Genomic DNA, 23,747 nt, shown 5'->3' with positions numbered 1-23,747 from the left:
TGGACAAACTCACCATACCCGTTCGCTCGACCACCCACCGCCCTTGCGGGCGGGGTTCGCCCCCAACCCCCTTGCTACATGCGCATCACAACACTCGCACTTTTTGCCTTAACACTCTGTTCGTCGGCACTTGCCGACGACAAGGCGCAGAAGCCGGTCACCGTACCGACGGTCGAGCGCGGCGCGACTGCGTCGCCACCGAAAGTCGAGGTGGCAACAGTCGATTGGGCGAAGCGGTTCGCCGACGGCCCGACTCCGTTGTGGGTGTGGGGCGCGGACGCGAAAAAGGACTACCGGATCGAGAAAACATTCGATGCAAAGGGTATTAAGGCCGCGCGTCTCGTTGCGACGTGCGACAACCGCATCACGCTGTACTTCAACCAGAAGCAGGTCGCGTCGTCGAGCGAGTGGCAGGAACCGGTCGAGATCGACGTCACCAAGTTGCTGAAAGAGACGGGGAACGTCATCGACGCCCGCGCGGGCAACGAGGGCGGCGTCGCGGGCTTCGTGCTCAAGTTGGTTCTGGTGCCCGAGAAGGGCGAACCGACGTACATCGTCACCGACGACTCGTGGACGTGTAGCACGGAGGGAAGCAAGGTAAAAGAGAACAAGCCGGTCAAGAAGACCGGTACCTACGGCGACGGGCCGTGGGGCAAGGTGTTCGACGCGAGCACGGGCGCACAACCCGGCTCGAAGGTACCCGCCAACACGTTCGTTGCACTTCCCGGTTACAAGATCGAGAAGCTGTTCACGGTCCCGCGGGCCACTCTGGGTTCGTGGGTGTGCCTCACCGCAGACGATAAGGGCCGGCTGATCGCGAGCGACCAGGACGGCAAGGGACTGTACCGCATCACGCCCGGAAAAGTGGGCACCGAAGAAGAAACAAAAGTCGAGAAGATCCCCGCGAAGGTCACCGCGGCACAGGGGCTGTTGTGGCACAAGGGCGCGTTGTATGTGGTGTGCAACGGCGGCCCCGGGAGCGGGCTGTACCGTGTCACGTCTTCGGAGAACAACGACCAACTCGATAAGGTCGAGAAGCTGAAGGCGATCCAGGGCGGTGGCGAACACGGGCCGCACGCGGTGCGACTCGCGCCGGACGGTAAGTCGCTGTACGTCATTTGCGGAAACCACACTCAGCCGCCGGAAAATTTCAACCACAGCCGCGTACCGAAGAACTGGAGCGAGGACCACATCCTCCCGCGCCAGTGGGACGCGAACGGGCACGCGCGGGGCATTCTTGCCCCCGGCGGGTACGTCGCCAAGACGGATTTCGACGGCAAATCTTGGGAGATTTTCACCAGCGGGTACCGGAACCCGTATGACTTCGCGTTCAACGCGAACGGCGAAATGTTCGTCTACGACGCGGACATGGAGTGGGATCTGGGGATGCCGTGGTACCGCCCGACGCGGGTGAACCACGCGACGAGCGGTAGCGAACTCGGCTGGCGCAGTGGGACCGGCAAGTGGCCCGCGTACTACATCGATTCGTTGCCCGCGATGGTGGACATCGGGCCGGGATCACCGGTCGGTGTAGAGTTCGGGTACGGGGCGAAGTTCCCGGCGAAGTACCAGAAGGCGCTGTTCATCTGCGACTGGACGTTCGGCACGATGTACGCGATCCACACCGAACTGAACGGCGCGACCTACAAGGCCACGAAGGAAGAGTTCCTGAGCCGCACCCCGCTCCCGCTCACGGACGTGGTTATTAACCAAGTTGACGGTGCGATGTATTTCACCATCGGCGGGCGCGGGACGCAGAGCGAACTGTTCCGCGTGACGTATGTGGGCAAGGAACCGACCGAGAAAGTGGAATACAAAACCGCGCCGACGGCGGAACTGAAACTGCTGAAACAGATCGAAGAGTATCACAAACTCGCGGACGACCCGGCAAAGGCCGTGGAGTTCCTCTACCCACATCTGAAGCACGAAGACCGCTTCGTCCGTTACGCGGCTCGCGTGGCTCTTGAGCACCAACCGGTGAAGTTCTGGCAGAACAAAGTGCTCGCGGAGAAGGATCGGATTGCGATTCTCAATGGTGCCGTTGCTCTGGCGCGTCAGGGAGGGAAAGAGCTTCAACCGAAACTTCTTGAAACCATAGACCGGGTGTTTATCGGGATCAAGGAGCGGGGCAATGGCCTCTCCCTAGAGCAGTTGGTGGACCTCAGCCGGGTTTATTCGCTCGTATTCCTTCGGATGGGCGAACCTGATAAGGCCACCGCAGAGCGACTTTCGCAGCGGCTCGATAGAGCCTTCCCGTCCCCGGACGACGCTTTGAACCGCGAAATGGCCCAGCTTCTCGTCTACCTTAAATCGCCGTCCATCGTCGAGAAGATCTGCGCGGAACTGAAGAAGCCGTCAAAGCCGCTCACGCAAGAGGGGTTGGAAGAGGTGTTGCTCCGGAATCGCGGGTACGGCGGGACCGTGGCGAACATGCTCAAGAACGCCCCGGACCAGCAGAAGCTCTCCTACCTGTTCACGCTCCGCAACGCGACCTTGGGCTGGAACATGGACCGATGGAAGACGTATTACGGTTTCCTCGCAGAAGCGCGGACGAAGGCCGGCGGTGCGAGTTACCAGGGCTTCCTCACGAACATCGAGAAGGATGCGTTCGCCAATGCGACTGACAGTGACCGGCTCGCGATCGAAGCGGGCGGGCTGCGCCCCGCGTACAAGGCCCCTACGCTCCCCAAGCCGGTCGGCCCCGGGAAAGCGTGGGCGACGGCCGATCTCGTTGCGCTCGAAGACAAGCTTAAGAGCGGGCGCGACTTCAAGAACGGTGCGCGGGCGTTCGCCGCGGCGCGGTGCGTGGTGTGTCACCGGTTCGGCGGCGACGGCGGGGCGACCGGTCCCGATCTGTCGCAGGTCGCGGGGCGGTTCAGCCTAAAAGACCTGTCCGAATCGATCGTCGAACCGAGCAAGGTGATTTCGGACCAGTACAAGGCGTCGGTGATTCAAACTACCGACGACAAGACCATTACAGGCAAGATCGTGAACGACGCGGGCGGGAAGTACACGGTCGTTCTCGACCCCGAAAACGCCTCGAAGGTGCTGGAACTCAAGAAAGAGGACGTCGCGAACGTCAAGCCGTCCAACATCTCGCTCATGCCCGAGAAGCTGTTGAACGAGCTGAACGAGCGCGAGGTGCTCGATATGCTCGCGTACCTTCTGAGTCGCGGTGACCCGAACCACGCGATGTTCAAGAAGTAACGCGGCCGAGTAGTTTCTGGATTTGAGCCTTCCCGATGCGGCGGAGCGTTTCGACGTTCCGCCGTGGTATTTCGAGGAGCTTTTCCGGGTCGTCGTTCACCGCAGTAATGCTGTCCTCGCGTAACAGGTGGAGCATCGGGAACGGTGACCGGTTGGTGTAGTTCTCCACGTCGCCCGGGCGCGTTCCGCCGAACTGGTACTGTGGGTGGAACCCCGCGATCTGGATCACGCCGGTCAGTTCCAACTCCTCGATCAGCGATTCGGTTTCGACGACGAAATCGTTGTAATCGAGGAAGTCGCCCAGGGTGTGCGGGTGGATGAGGATCGCGGTTTCGACTTGTTCGGCTGGGATATCGGCGAGCGACCGGAGTTCGTTCGTAAGAGCAGCGCGGAGTGCGTCTTCGTCGGCCGCGTCGGTAACCGTGAACCGGATCAGGCCGCCATCGAACACGCGCCGGGCGAACGGGCACAAGTTCAGACCGATCACGACGTCCGAAACCCACCGGCGCGTCTGTTCGATTACGGTTTCTGTCGTGAGCACGTTTATCCTTGGTTGCACGGCGGGCGGTCGCGGGATAGTTTATCGCCGTTGAGTCGCGTCGGGGGTTAGCACCACTGCTTTGCAGTAGTGGGCGATGTTGCGTCGCCCGAGTTCGTGCCGGGCACTGCCACGCGGGGAACGGCTGTTCCAGCACCGCAGGGGTGCTCGCCCCCAGGATCGGACCGGACCGACCGCGCCGAACGCGGTCCCGATCCTGTACTTATTTTTAGGGGCATCGCACCCCAGCGGTGCCGTGAGCCTTCCGCGTCCCAAGTTCAGAAGTAGCCCCCGACGCGACCAACGTTTCTCCCAAACTCCTCGCGTAACGAGTCCTGAATTCGCGTCAAATCGTCGTTTAAGTCCCTGGTCCGACCGGGGCTTTCTCGCATTCGGCTGGTATAATCGCTGCGTTGCGAAGTTACGCCGATCGCGAGACCTGTCCCATGTTGAACACCGCCGTTCGTGAAGCCGTCATGCGGGTGTTGCCGCGTGTGAAGACGCCCGCTCAGTACACCGGCGGCGAACTCCATTCTGTTCCTAAAAATCACCGCCACGTGCGCGGAAAAGTGTGCCTGTGCTTCCCGGACGCCTACACGCTCGGGATGAGCCACCACGGGTTCCAGGTGCTGTACACGATCATGAACAACGACCCGCAGTGGGCCTGCGAGCGGGCGTTCGCACCGTGGCTGGATTTCGAGGGCGAACTGCGCCGCAACCGGCTGCCTCTGTACGGGCTGGAAACGTTCACGCCGCTGTCCGAGTTCGACATCATCGGGTTCAGCCTGCAATACGAGGTGTGCTACACGAACCTGCTCACGATGATCGACCTCGGCGGCGTCCCGCTGTTCAGCAACGAGCGCATGGTAAGCGACCCGCTCGTGATCGCGGGTGGTCCCGGCGCGCAGAACCCGGAGTTACTCGCGCCGTTCGTCGACCTGTTCGTCATCGGGGACGGCGAAGAGTCGCTGCCGTGGGTGATGGAAAAGTGGATGGCGCTGAAGGAGGTCGCGATCCGGGACGGCGACCTGACGCACAAGCGCCGGATGGAGATGCTCGCCGAACTGGTCGGCAGCACGAAGTGGGCCTACGCGCCCGCGTTCTACGTGTTCGACTACCACGCGGACGGCACGATCGCGGCCGTCAACCGCACGCGGAGCGACGTCCCCGCACAAATCGAGAGCTGCACGATCACCCAGGATCTCGATTCGATCCCGCTCCCTACGAAGCCGGTCGTGTCGTTCGTGCAGACGCCCCACGACCGCATCGCGATCGAGATCATGCGCGGGTGCCCGTGGCAGTGCCGGTTCTGCCAATCGACGGTCATCAAGCGCCCGCTCCGGGTGCGCTCGGTCGAAACCATCGTCCAGGCCGCTCTGGACAGCTACCGCAACACCGGGATGAACGAAATCAGCCTGCTCTCGCTTTCGAGCAGCGATTACCCGCACTTCGAGGAACTGGTTCGGCGGATGCACGAGGTGTTCGGGCCGCTCGGGGTGAACGTTTCGTTGCCGAGCTTGCGCGTGAACCACCAGCTCCGGAGCGTGCCGCAACTGATGCAGGGGTGGCGCCGGGCCGGACTGACACTGGCTCCCGAGGTCGCACGCGACGACATGCGGACGCAGATCCGCAAGCCGATCAAGAACGACGACCTCATCGAAGGCTGCCGCGAAGCGTTCAAGGCGGGCATGTCGCACGTGAAGCTCTACTTCCTGTGCGGGCTGCCCGGCGAGCGCTCGGTGGACCTGGACGGCATCGTCGAACTCGCGGAGGCGATCAGCGAGGTCGGGAAACAGGCGACCGGTCGATACAAGGAAGTGACCGCGAGTGTGTCGAACTTCATCCCGAAGCCGCACACGCCGTACCAGTGGAACGGGATGCAGTCGCGCGAATACTTCCGCTGGGCGGGCGACTACCTGCACCGCCAGAAGCGGAACAAGTGGGTGAAGATCAAGCAGCACGACGTCGAAACGAGCCTCCTCGAAGGCATTCTGACGCGCGGCGACCGGCGCGTGGCGCCCGGGCTCCACGAGGCGTGGCGGCGCGGCGCCCGGTTCGACGGGTGGAAAGAGTGCTTCCGCCCGGAACTGTGGTGGAAGTCGTTCGCGGACATGGGAATCGACGTGGATTTCTATCGGTCGCGCCAGCGGCCGATCGGCGAGAAGCTCCCGTGGGACCACGTGAACGTGAAGAAGGGGCGCGCGTACCTGGAAAAGGAGCAAGAACGCAGTGTCATTCAGCTCCGCGTGATGGCCGAAGCCGTGAGCGGCGAGGGCGGGGAAGGGGGCCAGAGCCCCACCGGGTGCGGGGGATAAAGGGCCGGGATGGGGAAATTTTGTGCAGGTGAGGGTTTTTTCACTTGCGAGGGCGAGCCTAATGACTGGATATTAGTCACGCTGCGTCGTTCGCAGATTCGTTTTCTCACCTGCCACCCATCAAGGGGCGCCCATGATTCGGTCGAGCTTGCTTGCCGGTTTGTTTGCTGCACTGGTTGTCTTTTCTGGTGGCCTCGTTGGCCAAGAGACCAAAAAGGACGAGAAGAAAGCCGAGAAAAAGGAAGACAAGAAGGACGACGCGACCAAGTATAAGGGGACACTCCCTGCGAACTGGAAGAAGCTGGGGCTTACGGATTCGCAAGTTCAAGAAGTGTACAAAATTCAATCGAAGCACAAGGACGAGATCACCAAACTGAAGTCCAAGATCGCGGAACTCGAAGCGAGCATGCTCAAGGAAGAGAAGGCGGTGCTCACGGCGGAACAGAAGAAGCGGCTCGAAGAGATCCTGATCGGCAACGCGAAATAGGTTTCACATGGGTTTGGACCGCGTCGTTCGATTCCCCGCCGGCGGCGTGCCGGCGTGGGACGCTATCAAAGCTCAGCTCGTTCGTGTCGGCGAATCGGCCGTGATTCGGATGATCGACGGGCTACCCGCGTTCCCGGACGAGACCCCGGAAGCCGGGTGGCGCGAACTGCGGATCGCGGCCGGTTCGGGTATGGTCACCCTTCGCCAGACTCCCGATTCCGTTAACTGTGTCGTTTGGAGTAACGCGGATGTCACACTGCTGGCCGCGCGCGATCGCGTCGCGTGGGCGTGTGCCGAGGCGGGCGGCGGGGCGATCGAAGCGGAATCCGGTGCAGTCTCGCCGTCCGACTTCGCACAACTCTCTGATATTCGCCCGGCATAACCGTCACGGTCACGTCCGGGTTCCTCGAATTCCCCCAATCTCCGCCTATCCCCGACAGCGCCGCGGGTCGATACTCATCAATGTCAGTGCGGTACCCCCGAACGGTTGGGCTTGTCTCGTCCGTGCGGGTTCGCTAACCTCCGCGAACTCCGGGCGACCGGATTTTCCGGCTCGCACGGAAGAAGGGACCAACTCCGTGAACGTCACCGTGCGGCAACTGGCCGAATGGGTGCGAGGCGAAGTTCTCGGTGACCCGGAACTTACGATCTCGAATGCCCGTACCTTGGGCGAAGCGCAACCCGGCGACATTACGTTCGTCGAGAACGGGAAGAATCTGTCCGCGTGGCACTCCAGTAAGGCGTCCGCGGCCATTGTCCCGGTATCGGTTCCCGTGAACGGGCGGCCGATCATCCGGGTTTCTGACCCGCTCATGGCGTTTGCCAGCATCGTCCGGCAACTACGCGCCCGGCCGAGTGAGGCGCCCGGTGGCGTCTCCCCCTCGGCACACATTCACCCCTCCGCGAAGCTCGCACCCGGCGTCACCGTCGGGCCGTTGGCGGTGATCGGAGAGGGCGTGGAAGTGGGGACGAACTCGACGATCTGCGCGGGTGCATCGATCGGTCGGTTCTGCAAAATTGGTAGCGACACCACGATTCACCCGCGCGTCGTGCTTTACGACGAGTGTGTGGTCGGGAGCCGTGTGATTCTGCACGCGGGTGTGGTCGTTGGTGCGGACGGGTTCGGTTACCGGACCGCCCACGGGCGGCACATTAAGGTGCCGCAATTGGGGTGGGTCGAGATCGAGGACGATGTCGAAATCGGGGCGAACTCGACGATCGACCGTGGGACTTTCGGCCCGACGCGGATCGGGGCCGGAACCAAAATCGATAACCTCGTTCAGGTCGGGCACAACTGCCAGATTGGGAAACACAACCTGTTTTGTAGTCAGGTCGGGGTCGCGGGCTCGGCCGCGACCGGCGATCACGTTGTTCTCGCGGGGCAAGCCGGGGTCTCGGATCACGTGACCCTCGGGGCGCGAGTCGCCGTTGGCGCGCAGTCGGGTGTGCCCTCGGACGTACCGGACGACCAGCACGTGTTCGGTTCGCCGGCGACCCCGGTCCACGAACAGATCCGGATGCACTTCAGCCTGCGCCGGTTGCCGGATCTCCGTGCAGAAGTCAAAGAGATCAAGAAGCGCCTCGATGCGGGGTCCGGGAAGAATGGCAACTGACGCGGCGGTACTCGGAGCGGGAAATGGGGCGCTGAATACTCGCGCCCCGGTCGGGTTACTGGCCTGTGGGGGGCGGTTCCCCGTTGTGTTCGCGGAGAAGGCCCGGGAGCACGGGATTCCCGTCGTTTGTGTGGCCGCTGCGGGCATGGCCGATCCCGCGCTCCGCTCGCTCTGCACGGAATTTGTTTGGCTCCGGCGGACGTCCCTGGGCACCATCATGCGCGCGTTCCGGCGCGGCGGGGTGCGCCAGTGGACAATGGCGGGGAAGTTCGAGAAGCGCATTCTGTTCCGGCCCTGGCGCTTGGTCCATTTCGTCCCCGATTGGCGGATGGTTCGGTTCTGGTTCTTCCGTAAGCGGAATGCGAACAACGATGATTCGATCCTGCTCGGCATCATCAACGAGTTCCGGGCGGAGGGGATGGAGTGCGTTTCGGCCCTGGACCTGTGCCCGGAGTTGCTCGTGAGTGAAGGCGTGTTGACCCGCCGGCGCCCGACGAAGAGCGAAACCCAAGACATCGCGCTCGGCTGGCACCTGGCGCGCGAAATGGGACGCCTGGACGTGGGGCAAAGTGTAATGGTCCGTGAGCGGGCGGTACTCGCGGTCGAAGCGATCGAGGGCACGGATCTTGCAATACTCCGGGCCGGCGAACTGTGTCGCAAGGGCGGGTTCGTGGTCGTGAAGGTCGCGAAGCCGGAGCAGGACCGGCGGTTCGACGTCCCGACGGTGGGCACTCAGACCATCGAAACAATGCGAAAAGCGGGCGCGACCGCGCTGGCGATCGAGGCCGGTCGCACGATTGTCATCGATCAGGCTGCGACTGTCGCACTCGCCGAGAAGTACGGGATCACGATCACGAGCCTCGTTTCACCTCCGGCGTGAAGTAAGATTCGGCGATTTGTGGATTTCCGGCTCCAATGAACGGCGAACGCTGTTCCCTTCCGGTCGATCTTCAGGGTATAACTAAAACATTGCCTGTCGGTGGGTACGGGTCCGAATTCGCCCGTTGAGACGACACCGGGATCGGTTCCTCGCCCGTCGGAACCGTCTCGTTCTTTCTGGTTCACCACCGGAAAGCGGATTGAAATACGTATGGGGTCGATGTCCTTTCTGTTGCCGAACCCATTACCGGGCACCGCCGCGGCGATGCTGGGGGAGGCGTGCGTTGCGAGTGTCGGGTACCACGATCTCACCCCCGGCCCGACAACCGTCGAAATCACCGACGGGCGCCTGGTTCTCACGCGCAAGCAGAACGAGAGCGGTTACCTGTTCGTGCCGTGGCCGGTTGAGCCGTTTGGTACGCTCGTGGTCGGGACGACGACCCTTCGCGAGCGCGACGAACCGTACCGACTGCTCGTAGAACTCGCACGCGGAAAACTCAACCAGGTCCGCACGCAGACCGCGGAATGGCAGTCGATCGGGCTGCGCACCACCCCGGAATTCGAGCGCGCGATCGCGGAGGCGAGCCGCCAGTTCGGGCGCGCGGTGCTCGCTCCGACCGCGGCCGAGTCCGATTCGATGGCCACGCGCGTTCTCGAACAGGCTCACAACCTCGCGGACCAACTCGCGCGCGAGTACACCGCGCAAATGCTCACAACGCGCCACAAAGACGAAGGACCGCTCGATACGTGGTTCGCGGCGCGGTGCTTGCGGGCGCCGCGACGGGCTGCCATTGAGGAATACACGCGCGCGTTTACGGCTGGATCGGTGTGCTTTCGCTGGCGGGACATTGAGCGAAACGAGTCGCAGTACGATTGGGCCGAGCCGGATGCGGCTGTCGCGGCCGCGTGCGCTGCGGGGCTGCCAGTTACGATCGGGCCGGTGATCGATCTCACGCCCGGTATGATTCCCGCGTGGGCCGCGGGGTGGGCCGCGGACCTGCCGACGCTGGCCGCGTGCATGTGCGATTTCCTCGAAACCGCGATCAATCGCTACAAGAGCGACGTCCGGCGCTGGGTTGTGTGTGCGGGGTTTAACCACACGGATTCGCTCGGGCTGGTCGACGACGATCGGCTCCGGCTCGCGTTCCGACTTTTCGAGGCCGCGGCACAGGTCGATTCCGGTCTCGAACTGATCCTGAGCGTGGCCCAACCGTGGGGAGAGTACCTCGCCACAGAAGATCAGACGATTTCGCCGCTCACGTTCCCCGATGACCTGATCCGTGCGGGTGTGCGGCTCTCGGCGGTGGAGTTAGAAGTTCGTGCCGGGGTCCGCCCGCGTGGGAGCTTGCCGCGCGACCTGCTCGATACCGCACGCTTGCTCGATGTGTTCGGGATGCTCGGGTTGCCGCTGGAAGTCGTTCTGAGCCTTCCCTCGTCCGACGAACCGGATCACGAGGCCGCGGAGTTTGGCCAATCGGTGTGGCAACCGGCCTGGCGTGCGCGTCCCTCGCCCGAAGGTCAGGCCGAGTGGGGGGCATCGTTCGCGGCGCTCGCACTCTGCTGGCCGCAGGTCCGAACGGTTACCTGGGATCACTGGACGGACGCAGAACCTCACCTCATTCCCAACAGTGGACTTCTCGACGCGACCGGTCGTGCGAAGCCGCTGCTTGCTCGGTTACGTGCTCTGCGTTCAGCCCACCTTGAACCGGAACGGTAAGAAAACGAATTTCTCGCGTGGATTTTGAGACCGCAGGCGTTGTGATCGGAACCGCGGTCGATTTGTGATTGACATTGCAAGTTATTGCAAAAGAGCGGTTTGTGGCGACTACACTTGTGTTGGGTGTTTTATCCGTTTAGTTCCGTGCCTAAATTTTGGGCATTCACTCAGAACTCATACCATCTCTTCCGCGAGTTCGGGTATAACTTAACCCTACTGACTCGTCTATTTCGTGGGCATTCGGAACGGTCCATCCCACCCGGCGCAAAGAAACGCGCCAAATTCGCAAAAGCGCGACGAATACGGTCCGCTCGGGGCAACTAATTAGTGCCAGTTCCGCGCACCAACGCCACGGGGCCAAAATCCGTTAGAGTTGAAAGCGAACTTACTCGAAGGCGTGTAGTAACTGCGGACATTGGCGATCCGCTCTCGCAGCGGTATCAAGGAGTTTTGTGAGTTGGGTTCGGATACCCATTCGTTTCGGACTCGCTAGTCAGCTATCTCGCGATCCGTTGGTTCAGTGCTTCGGGTACCAGGAGGTGCGCCGATGACGGAGGGCGAACGCCATGCGCAACCCACAACCGCCCCCGGGCGCGTGAGCGGGGTGCCTCGCTCGGTGGCCGGGTACCGGCTGCTCCGCCAGATCGGTGAGGGCGGAATGAGCGCCGTGTTCCAGAGCTACGACGTGGCCGCCGGGCGGCCGGTCGCGGTGAAGATCCTCGCCGACCACCTCTCGGGGCAACCGGAATTCGTCGGCCGGTTCTACCGCGAAGCGCGCCTCAGTCGCGTGCTGGAGCACCCGTCGATTGTCCAGGGGATCGCCTCCGGGTACGACCCGGACGTGAGCAAACATTACCTCGTTTTGGAGTACATCGACGGCCCCACGGCCCACGGCGCGCTCGCGCGTTTGGGCCGGTTACCCGTGGGCATGGTCGTTCGCATCGGTATCGACATCGCTTGTGGCCTGGAGTTCCTCCACGACCGCCAGTACGTCCACCGGGACGTGAAGCCGGACAACATTCTGCTCCACCCCCACGGCATCGCGAAACTGGCCGATTTGGGACTGGCGAAGCGACTCAACGACGACTCGCAACTGACCGCCATTCACCAGGGCGTGGGGACGACCTACTACATGCCCTACGAACAGGCGGTGAACGCGAACCTCGTGGACGGTCGGAGCGACCTGTTCGCGCTGGGGGCGACGCTGTACCACTTGCTCACGGGCGAGGTACCGTTCCCCGGTTCGACCCACGATGAGGTGATCCGCGAGAAGGCACACGACTCGTTCCGCCCGATCCGCTCTGTGAATGCGGGCGTGCCGGAAGAACTCGCGGGGATCATCGAATCGATGCTCGCGTGCGATCCGCGTGCGCGTATTCAGCGTGCCGGGCGCCTCGCCGAAGTGCTCATTGCGACCCGGCTCGCGACGAAACTTCCGGCGTTTGCCGAGGGCCAAACGCACTCGGTCGCGTGCCTCGACCCGACGCCCGAAATGCCGACCCGGACCGATCACGGCCCGCCGGTCGAAAAGGCCACGAGCATTCCCCCGGACGCGCCCACGCCAACGCCCCCGAAGTCCAAGTCCATGAACTGGCCCTGGATCGTGGGCACCGGTGCGGTTCTGCTCGCCCTGCTCGCGGGACAGTGGGTGCGCACGCGGGTCGTTCCGAACTTGCCGCTCCGGGCGACCGTGGTGCAGGGGACTTCGGATGGCCTCCTGCCGGGTTGCCAACAATAATCACCCCTGTGGCCGGCTCACTCCGAGCGGCCACTCGAACCGTGGTGATTGATGTCGGTCGGAACTCGGTCCCCCACTTCCGCGCGGCTCTATCTCATCTTGGCCGCCGTGCTGTGGAGCCTCGGCAGCGTGTTCATGCGGTTGCTCCGCGAGCCGCTCGGCCTCGGGTTGAGTGACCCGCTCCTCACTCCGCTCCAAATTGCGTTCTATCGCGGACTGTTCGGCGGGCTGGTGATGCTCGCGATGGTCCGGCGCGCGGAAATGACGTTCCGGCCGCTGATGATCGGAATGGTGTCCGCGTTCGCGGTGATGAGCGGAATGTACCTCTCGGCCCTCGACGGTCCCGCCGCGAACGCGATCTTCCTTCAGAACACGGCACCGGTGTGGGTCTACCTTTTCGCAGTTCTGGCGCTCGGCGAACGCAGCGACCGGCGCGGCTGGTTCGCGGTGCTGCTCGCGGCCCTCGGCGCCGGGGTGATCGTGGTCGGGAACTGGCCCCGCGAAGCTCCGTCCGACGTTGATGGCTCTCAGCACAATAAAGAGATGATCCAACTGCTTCTGGGCCTGGGAAGTGGTGTGGTTTACGCGCTGGTCGTGTTGTTTCTTCGTGCGCTGCGCGCGCACTCTGCCGCGTGGCTCGTAGCGATCAACTTGCTGGGTTCGGCAGCGGCTCTCGGTCTGTTCGTTCTGCTGACCGAAGGTGCGCCGGCGTTCGTGGAGTGGGTGACCGCCCCGAGTGCACGTCAGATCGTGGTCCTAATGACGTTCGGCGCGTTTCAGATGGCGATCCCGTACTGGCTGTTCGCACGCGGGCTGCGCACCGTTTCGCCCCAAGAAGCCGCGCTCATTACGCTGATCGAACCACTCATTAATCCGATCTGGGCCTACCTCATCACGCCACACAAGGACACTCCGAACGAGTGGATGTTCCTCGGCGGCGGGTTAATCTTGTTCGCGCTCGTGTGGCGGTACCTGCCCGCACGAGCGAAAAATGACTCCACCGCAGAGGGCGCGGAGAACGCAGAATTGAAAGCAGACAAGCCACCAGAGTGATGGCATAATGCGGTTCCTCGTATGCGCCTTTAGCGTTGGAACCCGCCATGCCGCCTTTCCACATCGCGACGTTCGCATGTGACGTTACCCCGCCCGAAGATCACCCGCTGTGCGGCGGGTGGATCACACCCGTCCGAGGGGTCGACGACCCGCTGAAGGCTCTCGGCGTGGTGCTTCTCGGCGCTGGGAAGCCGGTCGTTTTGTGTGCGGTCGATTGGACCGGGGTGCGCAACGAAGCGTTCCGTGTGTGGCGCGCGGCGCTCGCGGACGCGGCCCACACGACACCCGAGTACGTCTCACTGCACTGCGTTCACCCACACAACGCGCCCTTTGCCGATCTCGAAGCCGAGAGACTCATCGCAGCGGCCAAAGCGCCGAAATCGCTTGATCTGAAATACTTCGACGAGTGCGTGAAGAAGTCCGCGGACGCGCTCAAGTCGGCGCTGCCCAAAGCCGTTCGATTCACGCACATCGGTGTCGGCGCCGCGGAAGTGAAGGACGTGGCGTCCAATCGCCGGGTGCTCGGTGACGACGGCAAAGTGAAGTTCACTCGCACGAGCGCGACCAAGAGCAAAGAGGCACGCGACGCCCCTGCGGGGTTGATCGATCCGAAGTTGCGCACTCTCAGTTTTTGGGATGGTGAGAAGGCACGTGCTGCGCTCCATTTCTATGCGTGCCACCCGATGAGCTATTACGGCGACGGCCGCGTGAGCGCGGACTTCTGCGGACTGGCGCGGCAGAAGTTTCAGGACGAAACGAGCGTGTTCCAGGTGTACTTCAACGGGTGCGGCGGGAACATCACCGCGGGCAAGTACAACGACGGCTCCAAAGAGAACCGCCCGGTTTTACGCGACCGCATTTACACCGCAATGGCCGCGGCGTGGAAGGACACGAAGCGACACGGAGTGAAAGAGTGGGACTGGCGGCTCGAGGCCATCAAGCTGCCGGCCCGAAAAGAACCGTCGTTCGGTGCGGACGAGAGCATAAACGCGCTGAACGACGAGAAAGCCACAGCCGCGAAGCGAAACAACGCGGCCTATCAACTCGCGTGGTTGAAGCGCAAGGACACACCAATCGAAGTGAACTGCCTCGATTTCGGGGGCAAGGTTCTCAATCTCTTCTTGCCCGGTGAGGCGTTCATCGAATACCAACTTGCGGCCGCGAAAATGCGCCCGGACGCGGTCGTGAACGTTGCGTCTTATGGCGACGACGGTCCGGGGTACATTCCGACCGCGAAAGCCTACCTTGAAGGCGGCTACGAACCAACGGTGGCACTCGCCGGGCCGGATTCGGAAGAGATCCTCATGGCTGCAATGCGGAAGCTGCTGAAGGCAGAAGGGAAGGGGAAGTGATGAAAACGCTGCTCGCGCTCGCCGTTGGACTGATTCTTACTGTGCCCGCGTTCGCGGCTGAGGAGCCAACTCCCGCTTACAGGGCCGGGGTTGCGGTGAAGGTCATCACGCCAACGGAACCCGTGTGGATGGCCGGGTACGCTTCCCGCACCAAGCCCGCCGACGGCAAGATTCACGACCTTTACGCAAAGGCGCTCTGCCTTAAAGATGCCGCTGGTCAGCGCCTCGTGCTGGTGACCACGGACCTCATCGGAATCCCGCACAAGTTGGGTGAGCAAGTCGCGGCCGAGGTCGAGAAGCAGCACGGGCTCAAGCGCGAGGAACTGATCCTGAGCGCATCGCACACGCACTCGGGGCCTGTGATTCGCGAGAACCTCGTCGACATGTACCCGCTCACCGCAGCGGACGCTGCGAAAGTCGATGCGTACACGAAGAAGCTCAAAGACGACCTGGTCGCGGTCATCGGTGCGAGCCTGAAAGACTTGCAACCGGTGTCGCTCAAGTACAGTTCGGGTACGGCCGGGTTCGCCGTGAACCGGCGCGAGCAAACAGAGAAGGGTGTTATCAACGGGAGCAACCCGAAGGGACCGGTCGATCACACGGTTCCGGTGCTCGTGGTCGAGGGGAAAGGCTCACAGCCGTTGGCTGTTGTCTTCGGGTACGCCTGCCACAACACCACGCTCGATTTGCAGCAGTGGTCCGGTGACTTCGCCGGCTTCGCACAAATCGCTGTCGAGAAAGCCCTGCCGGGAACCGTGGGGATGTTCTGGACCGGGTGCGGCGCGGACGCGAACCCGCTTCCGCGCCGGAAGATCGAGTTGTGCGAGAAGTACGGGAAAGAACTCGCTGATGCTGCGGTGGGTGCCATCAAAACGGCTAAACCTGTGACCGGCAGGTTCGGGGCGAAGTACGAGAAGATCGCGCTGAAGTTCGAGTCCGTGCCCACGAAAGCCCAACTCGCAGCCGACACGCTCAGCAAGACCCCCGTAATACAGAAGCGCGCACAGCGGTTGCTCAAGCAACTCGAAGCCAACGGGAAGGTTGATGACGCTTACCCGCACTATCCGGTTCAAACCTGGGCACTCGGCGATCAGGTGCTGTGGGTGGCTCTCGGAGGTGAGGTCGTCATTGACTATGCGATTCGACTGAAGAAAGATCTGTCCACGGCTCGCACGCTTTGGGTGATGGGCTACGCGAACGACGTCATGGCGTACATTCCGAGTGCGCGCGTACTCGGCGAGGGCGGGTACGAGGCGGATTCGTCGCAGGTGTATTACGGGATGCCCGGAAAGTGGAGTACCACGATCGAGGACGCGATCGTCGGCAAGGTGAAGGAACTCACGGTGAAAGTGGCCGAGTTAGCGAAGCCGCCCGGTCCACTTTCGCCGGTTGAGGAACGAAAAACGTTCAAGCTCCCGGAAGGAATGAAGATCGAACTAGCCGCGAGTGAGCCGGACATCGTTGACCCCGTCGCGATGTGCTTCGACGAAAAGGGACGGCTTTTTGTGTGCGAAATGCGCGGGTACCCGAACGGCGGCGTGGGGACCGGCAACGAAACTCGCGGGAAGATCAAGTGCCTTGAGGACAAGGACGGCGACGGCATCTTCGAGACCGTGACGACCTTTGCCGAAGGGTTGCGGTTCCCGATGGGGTTACAGCCGTATCGCGGTGGGCTACTTGTTGCGGAGGCACCAGAATTGGTCTACCTCCAGGACACTGACGGTGACGGCAAAGCGGACCGAAGAACAGTCCTATACTCGGGGTTCAACACCGCGAACATTCAGCAGATGCTGAACAGCCTGCAATGGGGGTTGGACAACTGGGTTTACGGTTGCGCGGGCAGCGACGGCGGAACCGTGCGCTCGGTCGAGAGGCCGAATTTGCCGCTCGTCTCGCTCCGCAATCGAGGGTTGCGCTTCAAGCCGCATGAACAGGGGAGCCTCGAACCGACGAGTTCGGGCGGTCAGTACGGCCTCAGCGCGGACGATTACCAGCGGTGGTTTACCGCTACGAACAGCCAGCACCTCCGACAGATTGTTCTGCCGGATCATTACTTGCTGCGAAATCCGTACCTCGCAGTGAACGCGGTCACGCTCGACATCCCCGAGCACGGGGCCGCGGCGAAGGTGTTCCGCATCAGCCCCTTCGAGCCGTGGCGTGTCGAGCGCACCACGCGGCGCGCGGGCAGTGCGGACGCGAAGCGCTTCCCGGGTACCGAACTCGTGCCCGGTGGGTACATTACGTCCGGGTGTAGTCCGCTTATTTACACCGCGGACCTGTTCCCGAAGGAGTACCGCGGGAACAACTTCGTCTGTGACCCCGCGAATAATCTGATTCACCGCGAGATCCTGAAGGAAAGGGGTGCGGTGTTCACGGCGGTGCGGGCGTATGAGGACCGCGAGTTCCTCGCCTCAACTGACAACTGGTTCCGCCCGGTCCATCTCACCACGGGGCCGGACGGAGCGGTCTACGTCCTCGACTTCTATCGCGAGGTGATCGAAACTCCACTGTCGCTTCCCGACGACATCAAGAAGCAACTGAACCTGGAGAGCCGCGGGCGCGGGCGCATCTGGCGCGTCACGCCGAAGGACTTCGTGCCAACGAAGTTACCGGACCTCACCGCGCTGAAGCCCGCGCAACTGGCCGATGAACTAACCAGCGCGAACCCCTGGCGCCGAATCACAGCGCAGCGGCTCATCGTCGAGAAGCAAGAGAAGGACGCGGTCGTTCGGATTCGTGAGTTGCTTGCCACACCCAAGGTCGAAGGAACGCCGGGACGCGCGAACCTGCTTTGGACGCTGCACGGCCTCGGTGTGCTGCGAACAGCCGATGTGCAGTCCGCTTTTGCGGACCCGGAACCCGGTATTCGTGAACAAGCGCTCCGGCTGTCGGAATCGTTCTTCGCAGACGCTCCGGTTCTCTGCGTACTTGCGGTGAAGTTGGCGAGCGACCCTTCGCCGCGTGTGCGGTTCCAACTCGCTCTCTCGGCTGGCGCGCTCCCGACTTCGGACGCGGCGCGAGTGCTCGCGGTGGTCCTGGAGAAAGACGCGAGCGATCCCTGGACCGTCACCGCGGCTCTCAGTTCTGCTAGCAAGTGCGGTTTCGAGGTGCTCGAAGCGCTGAGTAAGAAGGCCGGCACCTCGAACCGGGCAGTTATCACCAAGCTTGCTGCTCTTATTGGTGCAACGGGCGACACAAAGGCGATTACGAAGGCGCTTGCCCTGATCGCCGACGAAACGGCCGTGAGCGACGCTCAGGTTCTCATCTACGAGGGGTTGGGGCAGGGGATGCGAGGCACAAAGAACCCGCTCCCGACGTGGTGGGACAAGCCGCCCGCAGGGGCGGAAATTGTCTGCGACCGGCTCCGGAAACGGTACGAATTGAACGCGACACAAGTCCGGGACTCGAAGCTCGAAACGCGCGACCGCGTGCGGCTCGCGGAGATGCTCGCGTTCGGGTCGTTCAAGGTTGCGGGCCCGGCGCTTGCTGAATGCCTCACCCCGACAACACCGGGAGACCTACAACTCGCGGCTGCGAAAGCGCTCTCGGCGCACACAGACCCGAAAGTGAGTGAGTTGCTGATGGAGGGGTGGGCTGGGTACGGTCCCGCTCTCCGGCGCGAGGTTCTCGACGCACTCATGGCGCACCCGGATCGCATCCTGAAACTGCTCGCCGCGGTCGAAGCGAAGAAGGTCGCACTCGCCGACTTCAGCCTCGCACAAATCCAATCACTCAAGACCCATCCAAACACAGGTGTGCGTGCAAAATCGGAGACGGTCTTTAAGCAGACCGTCGACGCGGACCGCGCGAAAGTCGTGAAGGAATACGCCTCCGCGCTCGATCTCAAGGGAGATGCGATGAGAGGGCAGGGGGTGTTCCGTAAGACGTGCGCCGCGTGCCACCGGCTCGACGGGTTCGGGGCCGACGTGGGGGCGAACTTACTCGCGGCCCTTCCAAACAAGTCCGGTGAAGACCTGCTCGTGGCCGTGTTCGACCCGAACCGCGAGGTCGATCCGCGTTTCGTCTCTTACAACGTGGTGACGGGCGACGAGCGCGTGTTTAATGGCGTCGTCGCGACCGAAACGCCGACGAGTATCACGCTCCGCCGGGCCGATGGGAAGGAAGAGACGATCCTGCGCTCGAACATCGCGTCGTTGCGCTCGACCGGGCTGTCACTCATGCCGGCCGGACTGGAGAAGGAGTTGAAACCGCAGGACGTGGCGGACCTATTCGCGTACTTACGCACCGCGGGTAAGTGAGTTTGTCCTTGGGACTGCGGCGAGATACCCACGGTCCCAAGGGACGCATCCTTTAGAACTCGTACTCGTTCTTGACCTGGTCGTTCGGAATGAGTTGGATGTCGGTCACGTCCCCGAGCATGAGCACGGGGATGTAGCGGTCCTGGCCGGGCACTTGCCGGAACTGAACGACACCCTTTACCCGCACCCAGTCGAAATACTTTCGGTCGACGGCTTGCGGAGAGACGATCCGCACCTTGAGCGGCACCGCGTCCGAACCGCAGCACGTCATCTTCTGGCGGAACAGCGTGAATTCCTTACCGCTACCGCCGACGATCGGGTTGAACCGCCCTTCCATGATCGCCGTTTGGCCGGCGTAAGACTTGCGCTTGTCGGCGTCGAACGCGGCCTCGGTCAGCGTGTTGAACCGCATTTCCTCGCCGCCCTGCGCGATGACCGAATACGTCTCCGTTCCGTCCTTCGCAATCATCTCCCGGATCATGAGGCCTGATTCGGTGCGCAGCGTGCGCGTGACGGCCCCGTCAGAAGCGGACGACTCTTCTTCGACCTTGGTGGTTTTCGCCTTCGCCATTTCCTTGAGCATCACCGGGTCGAGGGACACGTCCTGGCCGAGTGCCTTGCGCTGTGCTTCGCTACTCAGGCCCGAGTTCGGGATACCGAGGCTGAAGAGCGCGATCGGGAAGACCAGGATGAGCATCCGGGCGAACATCCACGACATGTCGTGACTGTGGCCGTGATCGTCCACGAGGTTCGGGTCCGTTTCCCCGCCCGGCAACCCCGGCAGATGGTTGCAGTTCGCCGTGTGAATGTGGTTCTGTTGGCACGTGGGGTCGTCGCTCACGGGAACCAGTGCCCCCGCTTCGCGCCACACCGCGACGGCGCGCAACACGACTAAACCGAACACCGCGATGCCGCCGATCAGCACCGGTAGGTGGAACTGCGGCGCGAGGATGTGCCTTAGCATGTCGTAGCGGTAGAGCTGCACGGCCACGAACGCGAGCCCCCCGCACACCAGAATGGTGAGGAGCTGCTCGGTGAAGTAGTCGCGCGGCGACTGACACCCGGCGTGATTGTGTGCCACGATCGTGTCTCCTTGTTCGCCCTACGGTGATGTCGAACTGGCCAAGGCACTGGGGGGCAACCCGGTCCAGCCGTTAGCTTGGTAAACGAGGTGGAGCCCGATACACAGAACGAGCGTCAGAATAACTACGGACGTTGCGATCGTGACAATGAGCCGGAGCCGGAACACGCGCGTAAACATCAGGATCAGTTTCAGGTCGAGCATCGGCCCCAAAACGAGGAACGCGAGTTTCGCCGACAGGTGCAACTTGGTGAAGCTCGCGGCCACGAACGCATCGGCTTCGCTGCACAAACACATCATAACAGCGAGGAACATCATCGCGGGGATCGCGAGGAACGGCTGGTCGCGCGAGATGACCTCGATTTCGTTTTCGGTGATGTACATCCGCGCGAACGCGGCCAGCACCGAACCGAGGATCAGGAACACCATGATGTCCACGAAGTCATGGAGCGCCGTCGCGGAGATGTTCCCCAATCGCTGCATGAACGGCTGCCGGGGCTGTTCCGCCACTGGCTCGTTCGTTTCTGCCGGCGGTGTCGCGGGCGGTGCGGTCAGTGGGGTCAGAAGGGCGTTGCCGTACTTCTTGTACTGAAGGTGAACGATCAGCCCCGTCGCGCACGCGATGACGAAGGCCATCCCCACCCGGAACCCGACCATCTCCGGCCCGATCTTGTGATCGCGGAACGCGACCCACGTACTGAAGATGACCACCACGTTTATGATCGGTCCGGCCAACATGTACGCGATACAGCACGAGAGCGGCAGCCCCTTGCGGAGCAGCCGGCGCATCACGACCACGATGCCGCACTCGCACATCGGGAAGAGCAGACCGAGGACCGCACCGATCATGACGGCCGGTAGCACGGACTTCGGCAGCAACCGCGTGAGGAACTCTTGCGGTAAGAACTCTTCGAGGATGCCGGCGATGAGCGCGCCGAGGACGACGAACGGCATCGCCTCCCACAAGACGGCGCTGAAGCGAAAGAGGAAGTCGTAAATACTTGGCTGCACCAGATCACCCGACGCGGGAACGGTGGGACACAATTAATACGCCCGAATCCCTAAGTGGGTTCGGGGCTAGGGGCATTGTCCGAACGGGTGATCGGTGCCGCAAGGGTCGTTCGGGCCGTGGAACCCGCGGAACTGCTTCCCGCCGAAGATCGGGGCGAACCGGTTCCACACTGCGACCACGACCATCGACCCGAAGAACATCCCGACCGTCACGACCACGATAACCCCGCTGGGACTGAATTGGACGTCGCGAATCGGCCCGACGGTGACCGTCCATGAACTCAGAGAGTACCCGATGAGCCCCGCGGAGAGGGAGAACGCGATCGTGAACCAGAACATCTGGCGCATGTTCCGTGAGACGTTCGTGGCGGCGGCGGCGGGGACAACCAGGAGCGCGTTGATGAGGAGCGCACCAACCGCCTGGATCGACAAATTCACGACCAGCGAGAGCAGAATGATGAACAGGTAGTTGTTGAAGCTGACGTTCATCCGCCGCGTGCGCGCGAGGCTGGCGTTAAAACTCGCGAACATGAGTTGGTTGTACCGCCACAGGAACACAAGGCACACAAGGACGAGCGCACCACACAGGTAGAGGAGGTGCATTTCGGGAATGAGAGTGAGGTTCCCGAACAGGAACGTTTCGAGGTTTTGGCTGCTGACCCGTTGCACCAACTTCGTTAGCATCGCTCCGAAACCGAGAGCGAGGGCAAAGAAGACGCCGATGACGGTGTCGTGGGCGAGATTGGTGCGGTCGCGCACGTAGATCATTCCGACCCCGACGACCACACCAAAAGCCACCATGATGAGTGGGACCAGCCACGCGGCCGCGTTGGTACCAAGGTTGCTGAGCAGCACTGTTAGAAAACCTAACGCGATGCCCGCGAACGCACAGTGGGCCATCGCGTCGCTGAAGAACGCCATCCGGTTACCGACGACCATCGCACCGACCGTGCCACACAACAGACACATGACGACGATGGTGAGGATACTCTTCACGACGAAGGGGTATTCCACCCCCGCAACGTGAGCGATCCACTGGATCAGATCCGCCATCCACACATCGGGCATGAGTTCCTCGTCTGATTAACCGAGCAGGCGGCGGGCACAGCGCTGCATCAGGTTCATCGCGGCAGTCGCTTCTTCTGTTGTAATGACGAGCGGAGGCGAGATCCGAACAACTTTCTTCGCGAGCGGACCGAGCAGGTGAATGCCGTCGGGGCACTGGCCGTCGCCCCGGTAGCACGCGAGCACGAACTCGTTCGCCCATTCCGCGGCGGTGCGGTCACCACGGTCGCACATTTCGACGCCCCAAACCATTCCGCCGAGTTCACCGCGAACGTGCGCGACGAACGGGAACTCTTTCAGCGCGAGTAGGCCGTTTTCGATGATCGCGGAGCTGGCCTTCATGCCCGCGATCACGTCGCGCCGCTCGAATTCGTCCAATGTAGCTTGTACGGCCGCGCAACAGAGCGGGTTCGCACTCCAAGTGTCGGAGCCTTCGCCGTATCCCAGAGAGCCGAAGATCTCCGCGCGCCCGACTGCGGCCGCTACAGGGATACCGTTCCCGAGTCCCTTCCCTAACACTACGACGTCCGGTTCGAGGCCGTAAGTCTCGTAGGCGAACATCGCCCCCGTCCGGCCGAAGTTCGATTGCACTTCGTCGAGGATCAAGGTGATGTCGTTGGCCCGGCAGAACTGCTGCAAGCCCTGGAGATAAGCCTTTGGCGGGTGATATGAACCGCCGCCGCCGAGGTACGGCTCCGTAATGAGTGTGCCGATTTTCGCCCCGAACTGGTGGAGCAGGGCGTCCAACTCCCTCTGGTAGGGAGCGAAGTTAAACGGCTCGTCGCGCGTGGCAACATCGTGGCATTCGGCCATCGGGAACGAAATGAACCGGACACGCGGATCACGCTCGGTGTCGGTTTCGGAACCCGTTACGGCGTTCGCCAGACCTTTCTTACCGTGAAAGCCGAACCGCGTGGCCAGGATTATCGGTCGCGTGCGGTCGCGTGCGAGGGACGCCCAAAGTGCTTTCTGAATGGCTTCCGATCCCGACGCGGCCCACATCACCTGTTCCATCCGCCCGCCGCCGGGGGCTTTGCGCATCAATTCGAGCAAGCGCTTGGTGGCCCCGACTTCGACGGACGTGATCGCGTTGTAGGCCGTCATGGGTACGGCCGGCGTAAACCCGAGCGGAACCTGCACTGGCTGTACGGAGTTAGTGACTTCTCCGGTGTTCCAGTTCATGTAGCGAAAATATCCGCGCAGCCAGTTTGCGGGGTTGTGACCGAGGTTGGAAACGAGTACGCCGGAGGAGAAGTCGTAGAGTCGGCGCCCTTCGGGGGTCCAGTGGTAGATTCCCGCACTTTGGGCGAGAACGGCCTGGGTGGGAGTGAACGTGCGGAGCGAGTACGGTTCGACGCGAGCGAGTTCCGCGCGGCCGGCGTTCGAGTCCGGCTCGTGCAGGTGCTGGATCGGTGGGGGCATCTGAAATCTC

The 23,747-nt window shown here is 62.5% G+C and carries 16 protein-coding genes; 11 read left to right on the top strand and 5 right to left on the bottom strand.

All coding sequences use genetic code 11. The features are described 5' to 3' along the window. The first annotated feature begins 78 nt into the window (after positions 1 to 78). Positions 79 to 3,207, top strand: a complete 3,129-nt coding sequence (locus VT84_RS18585) for a c-type cytochrome (RefSeq protein WP_082840558.1) — start codon at positions 79 to 81, stop codon at positions 3,205 to 3,207. On the opposite strand, the gene VT84_RS18580 is transcribed toward VT84_RS18585, so the two are convergent. Continuing rightward, a complete protein-coding gene (locus VT84_RS18580) occupies positions 3,197 to 3,748 on the bottom strand; it encodes a DUF1415 domain-containing protein (RefSeq protein WP_082840557.1) in 552 nt (183 codons plus the stop codon). The two genes, VT84_RS18585 and VT84_RS18580, sit on opposite strands and share 11 nt — an antisense overlap. 443 nt (positions 3,749 to 4,191) lie before the next feature. On the opposite strand from VT84_RS18580, the gene VT84_RS18575 reads away from it, so the two are divergent. From VT84_RS18575 to VT84_RS18530, 10 genes are all read left to right on the top strand, one after another. Beyond that, complete coding sequence (locus VT84_RS18575; protein WP_082840556.1) at positions 4,192 to 6,060, top strand: TIGR03960 family B12-binding radical SAM protein; 1,869 nt, start codon at positions 4,192 to 4,194, stop codon at positions 6,058 to 6,060. A gap of 133 nt (positions 6,061 to 6,193) precedes the next feature. Next, positions 6,194 to 6,547, top strand: a complete 354-nt coding sequence (locus tag VT84_RS18570; protein WP_052554379.1) for a hypothetical protein — start codon at positions 6,194 to 6,196, stop codon at positions 6,545 to 6,547. A 7-nt stretch (positions 6,548 to 6,554) separates the two neighbouring features. Then, on the top strand, positions 6,555 to 6,929 hold the full coding sequence (locus VT84_RS18565) for a hypothetical protein (protein WP_052554378.1): 375 nt from the start codon (positions 6,555 to 6,557) through the stop codon (positions 6,927 to 6,929). Between the two features lie 196 nt (positions 6,930 to 7,125). Beyond that, on the top strand, positions 7,126 to 8,160 hold the full coding sequence (gene lpxD, locus VT84_RS18560) for a UDP-3-O-(3-hydroxymyristoyl)glucosamine N-acyltransferase (RefSeq protein WP_052554376.1): 1,035 nt from the start codon (positions 7,126 to 7,128) through the stop codon (positions 8,158 to 8,160). Then, on the top strand, positions 8,150 to 9,040 hold the full coding sequence (locus tag VT84_RS18555; RefSeq protein WP_052554375.1) for an LpxI family protein: 891 nt from the start codon (positions 8,150 to 8,152) through the stop codon (positions 9,038 to 9,040). Before lpxD ends, VT84_RS18555 begins: the two co-directional genes overlap by 11 nt. A gap of 219 nt (positions 9,041 to 9,259) precedes the next feature. Further along, positions 9,260 to 10,756: a hypothetical protein gene (locus VT84_RS18550; protein WP_157469618.1), complete on the top strand. Its 1,497-nt coding sequence runs from the start codon at positions 9,260 to 9,262 to the stop codon at positions 10,754 to 10,756. A 547-nt stretch (positions 10,757 to 11,303) separates the two neighbouring features. Beyond that, complete coding sequence (locus tag VT84_RS18545) at positions 11,304 to 12,494, top strand: serine/threonine-protein kinase (RefSeq protein WP_082840554.1); 1,191 nt, start codon at positions 11,304 to 11,306, stop codon at positions 12,492 to 12,494. 51 nt (positions 12,495 to 12,545) lie between these two features. Continuing rightward, complete coding sequence (locus VT84_RS18540) at positions 12,546 to 13,547, top strand: DMT family transporter (protein WP_082840553.1); 1,002 nt, start codon at positions 12,546 to 12,548, stop codon at positions 13,545 to 13,547. A 47-nt stretch (positions 13,548 to 13,594) separates the two neighbouring features. Next, a complete protein-coding gene (locus VT84_RS18535) occupies positions 13,595 to 14,899 on the top strand; it encodes a hypothetical protein (RefSeq protein ID WP_082840552.1) in 1,305 nt (434 codons plus the stop codon). Next, positions 14,899 to 19,158 (top strand): neutral/alkaline non-lysosomal ceramidase N-terminal domain-containing protein, encoded by a 4,260-nt coding sequence (locus VT84_RS18530; protein ID WP_082840551.1) that lies wholly within the window; start codon positions 14,899 to 14,901, stop codon positions 19,156 to 19,158. The genes VT84_RS18535 and VT84_RS18530 overlap by 1 nt, the downstream gene beginning before the upstream one ends. Positions 19,159 to 19,210: 52 nt before the next feature. On the opposite strand, the gene VT84_RS18525 is transcribed toward VT84_RS18530, so the two are convergent. From VT84_RS18525 to VT84_RS18510, 4 genes are all read right to left on the bottom strand, one after another. Then, positions 19,211 to 20,239: a hypothetical protein gene (locus tag VT84_RS18525; protein WP_082840550.1), complete on the bottom strand. Its 1,029-nt coding sequence runs from the start codon at positions 20,237 to 20,239 to the stop codon at positions 19,211 to 19,213. A gap of 21 nt (positions 20,240 to 20,260) precedes the next feature. After that, positions 20,261 to 21,250 carry a permease gene (locus VT84_RS18520; RefSeq protein ID WP_082840549.1) on the bottom strand — a complete coding sequence of 330 codons (990 nt, stop codon included), beginning with the start codon at positions 21,248 to 21,250 and terminating at the stop codon, positions 20,261 to 20,263. Between the two features lie 66 nt (positions 21,251 to 21,316). Beyond that, complete coding sequence (locus VT84_RS18515; protein WP_052554359.1) at positions 21,317 to 22,318, bottom strand: metal ABC transporter permease; 1,002 nt, start codon at positions 22,316 to 22,318, stop codon at positions 21,317 to 21,319. 15 nt (positions 22,319 to 22,333) lie between these two features. Further along, on the bottom strand, positions 22,334 to 23,737 hold the full coding sequence (locus tag VT84_RS18510; protein WP_082840548.1) for an aminotransferase class III-fold pyridoxal phosphate-dependent enzyme: 1,404 nt from the start codon (positions 23,735 to 23,737) through the stop codon (positions 22,334 to 22,336). Positions 23,738 to 23,747 lie beyond the last annotated feature (10 nt).

The organism is Gemmata sp. SH-PL17, from assembly GCF_001610855.1.
GTDB classification, from domain to species: domain Bacteria; phylum Planctomycetota; class Planctomycetia; order Gemmatales; family Gemmataceae; genus Gemmata; species Gemmata massiliana.
This window is presented reverse-complemented; position numbering and strand designations above follow the sequence as displayed.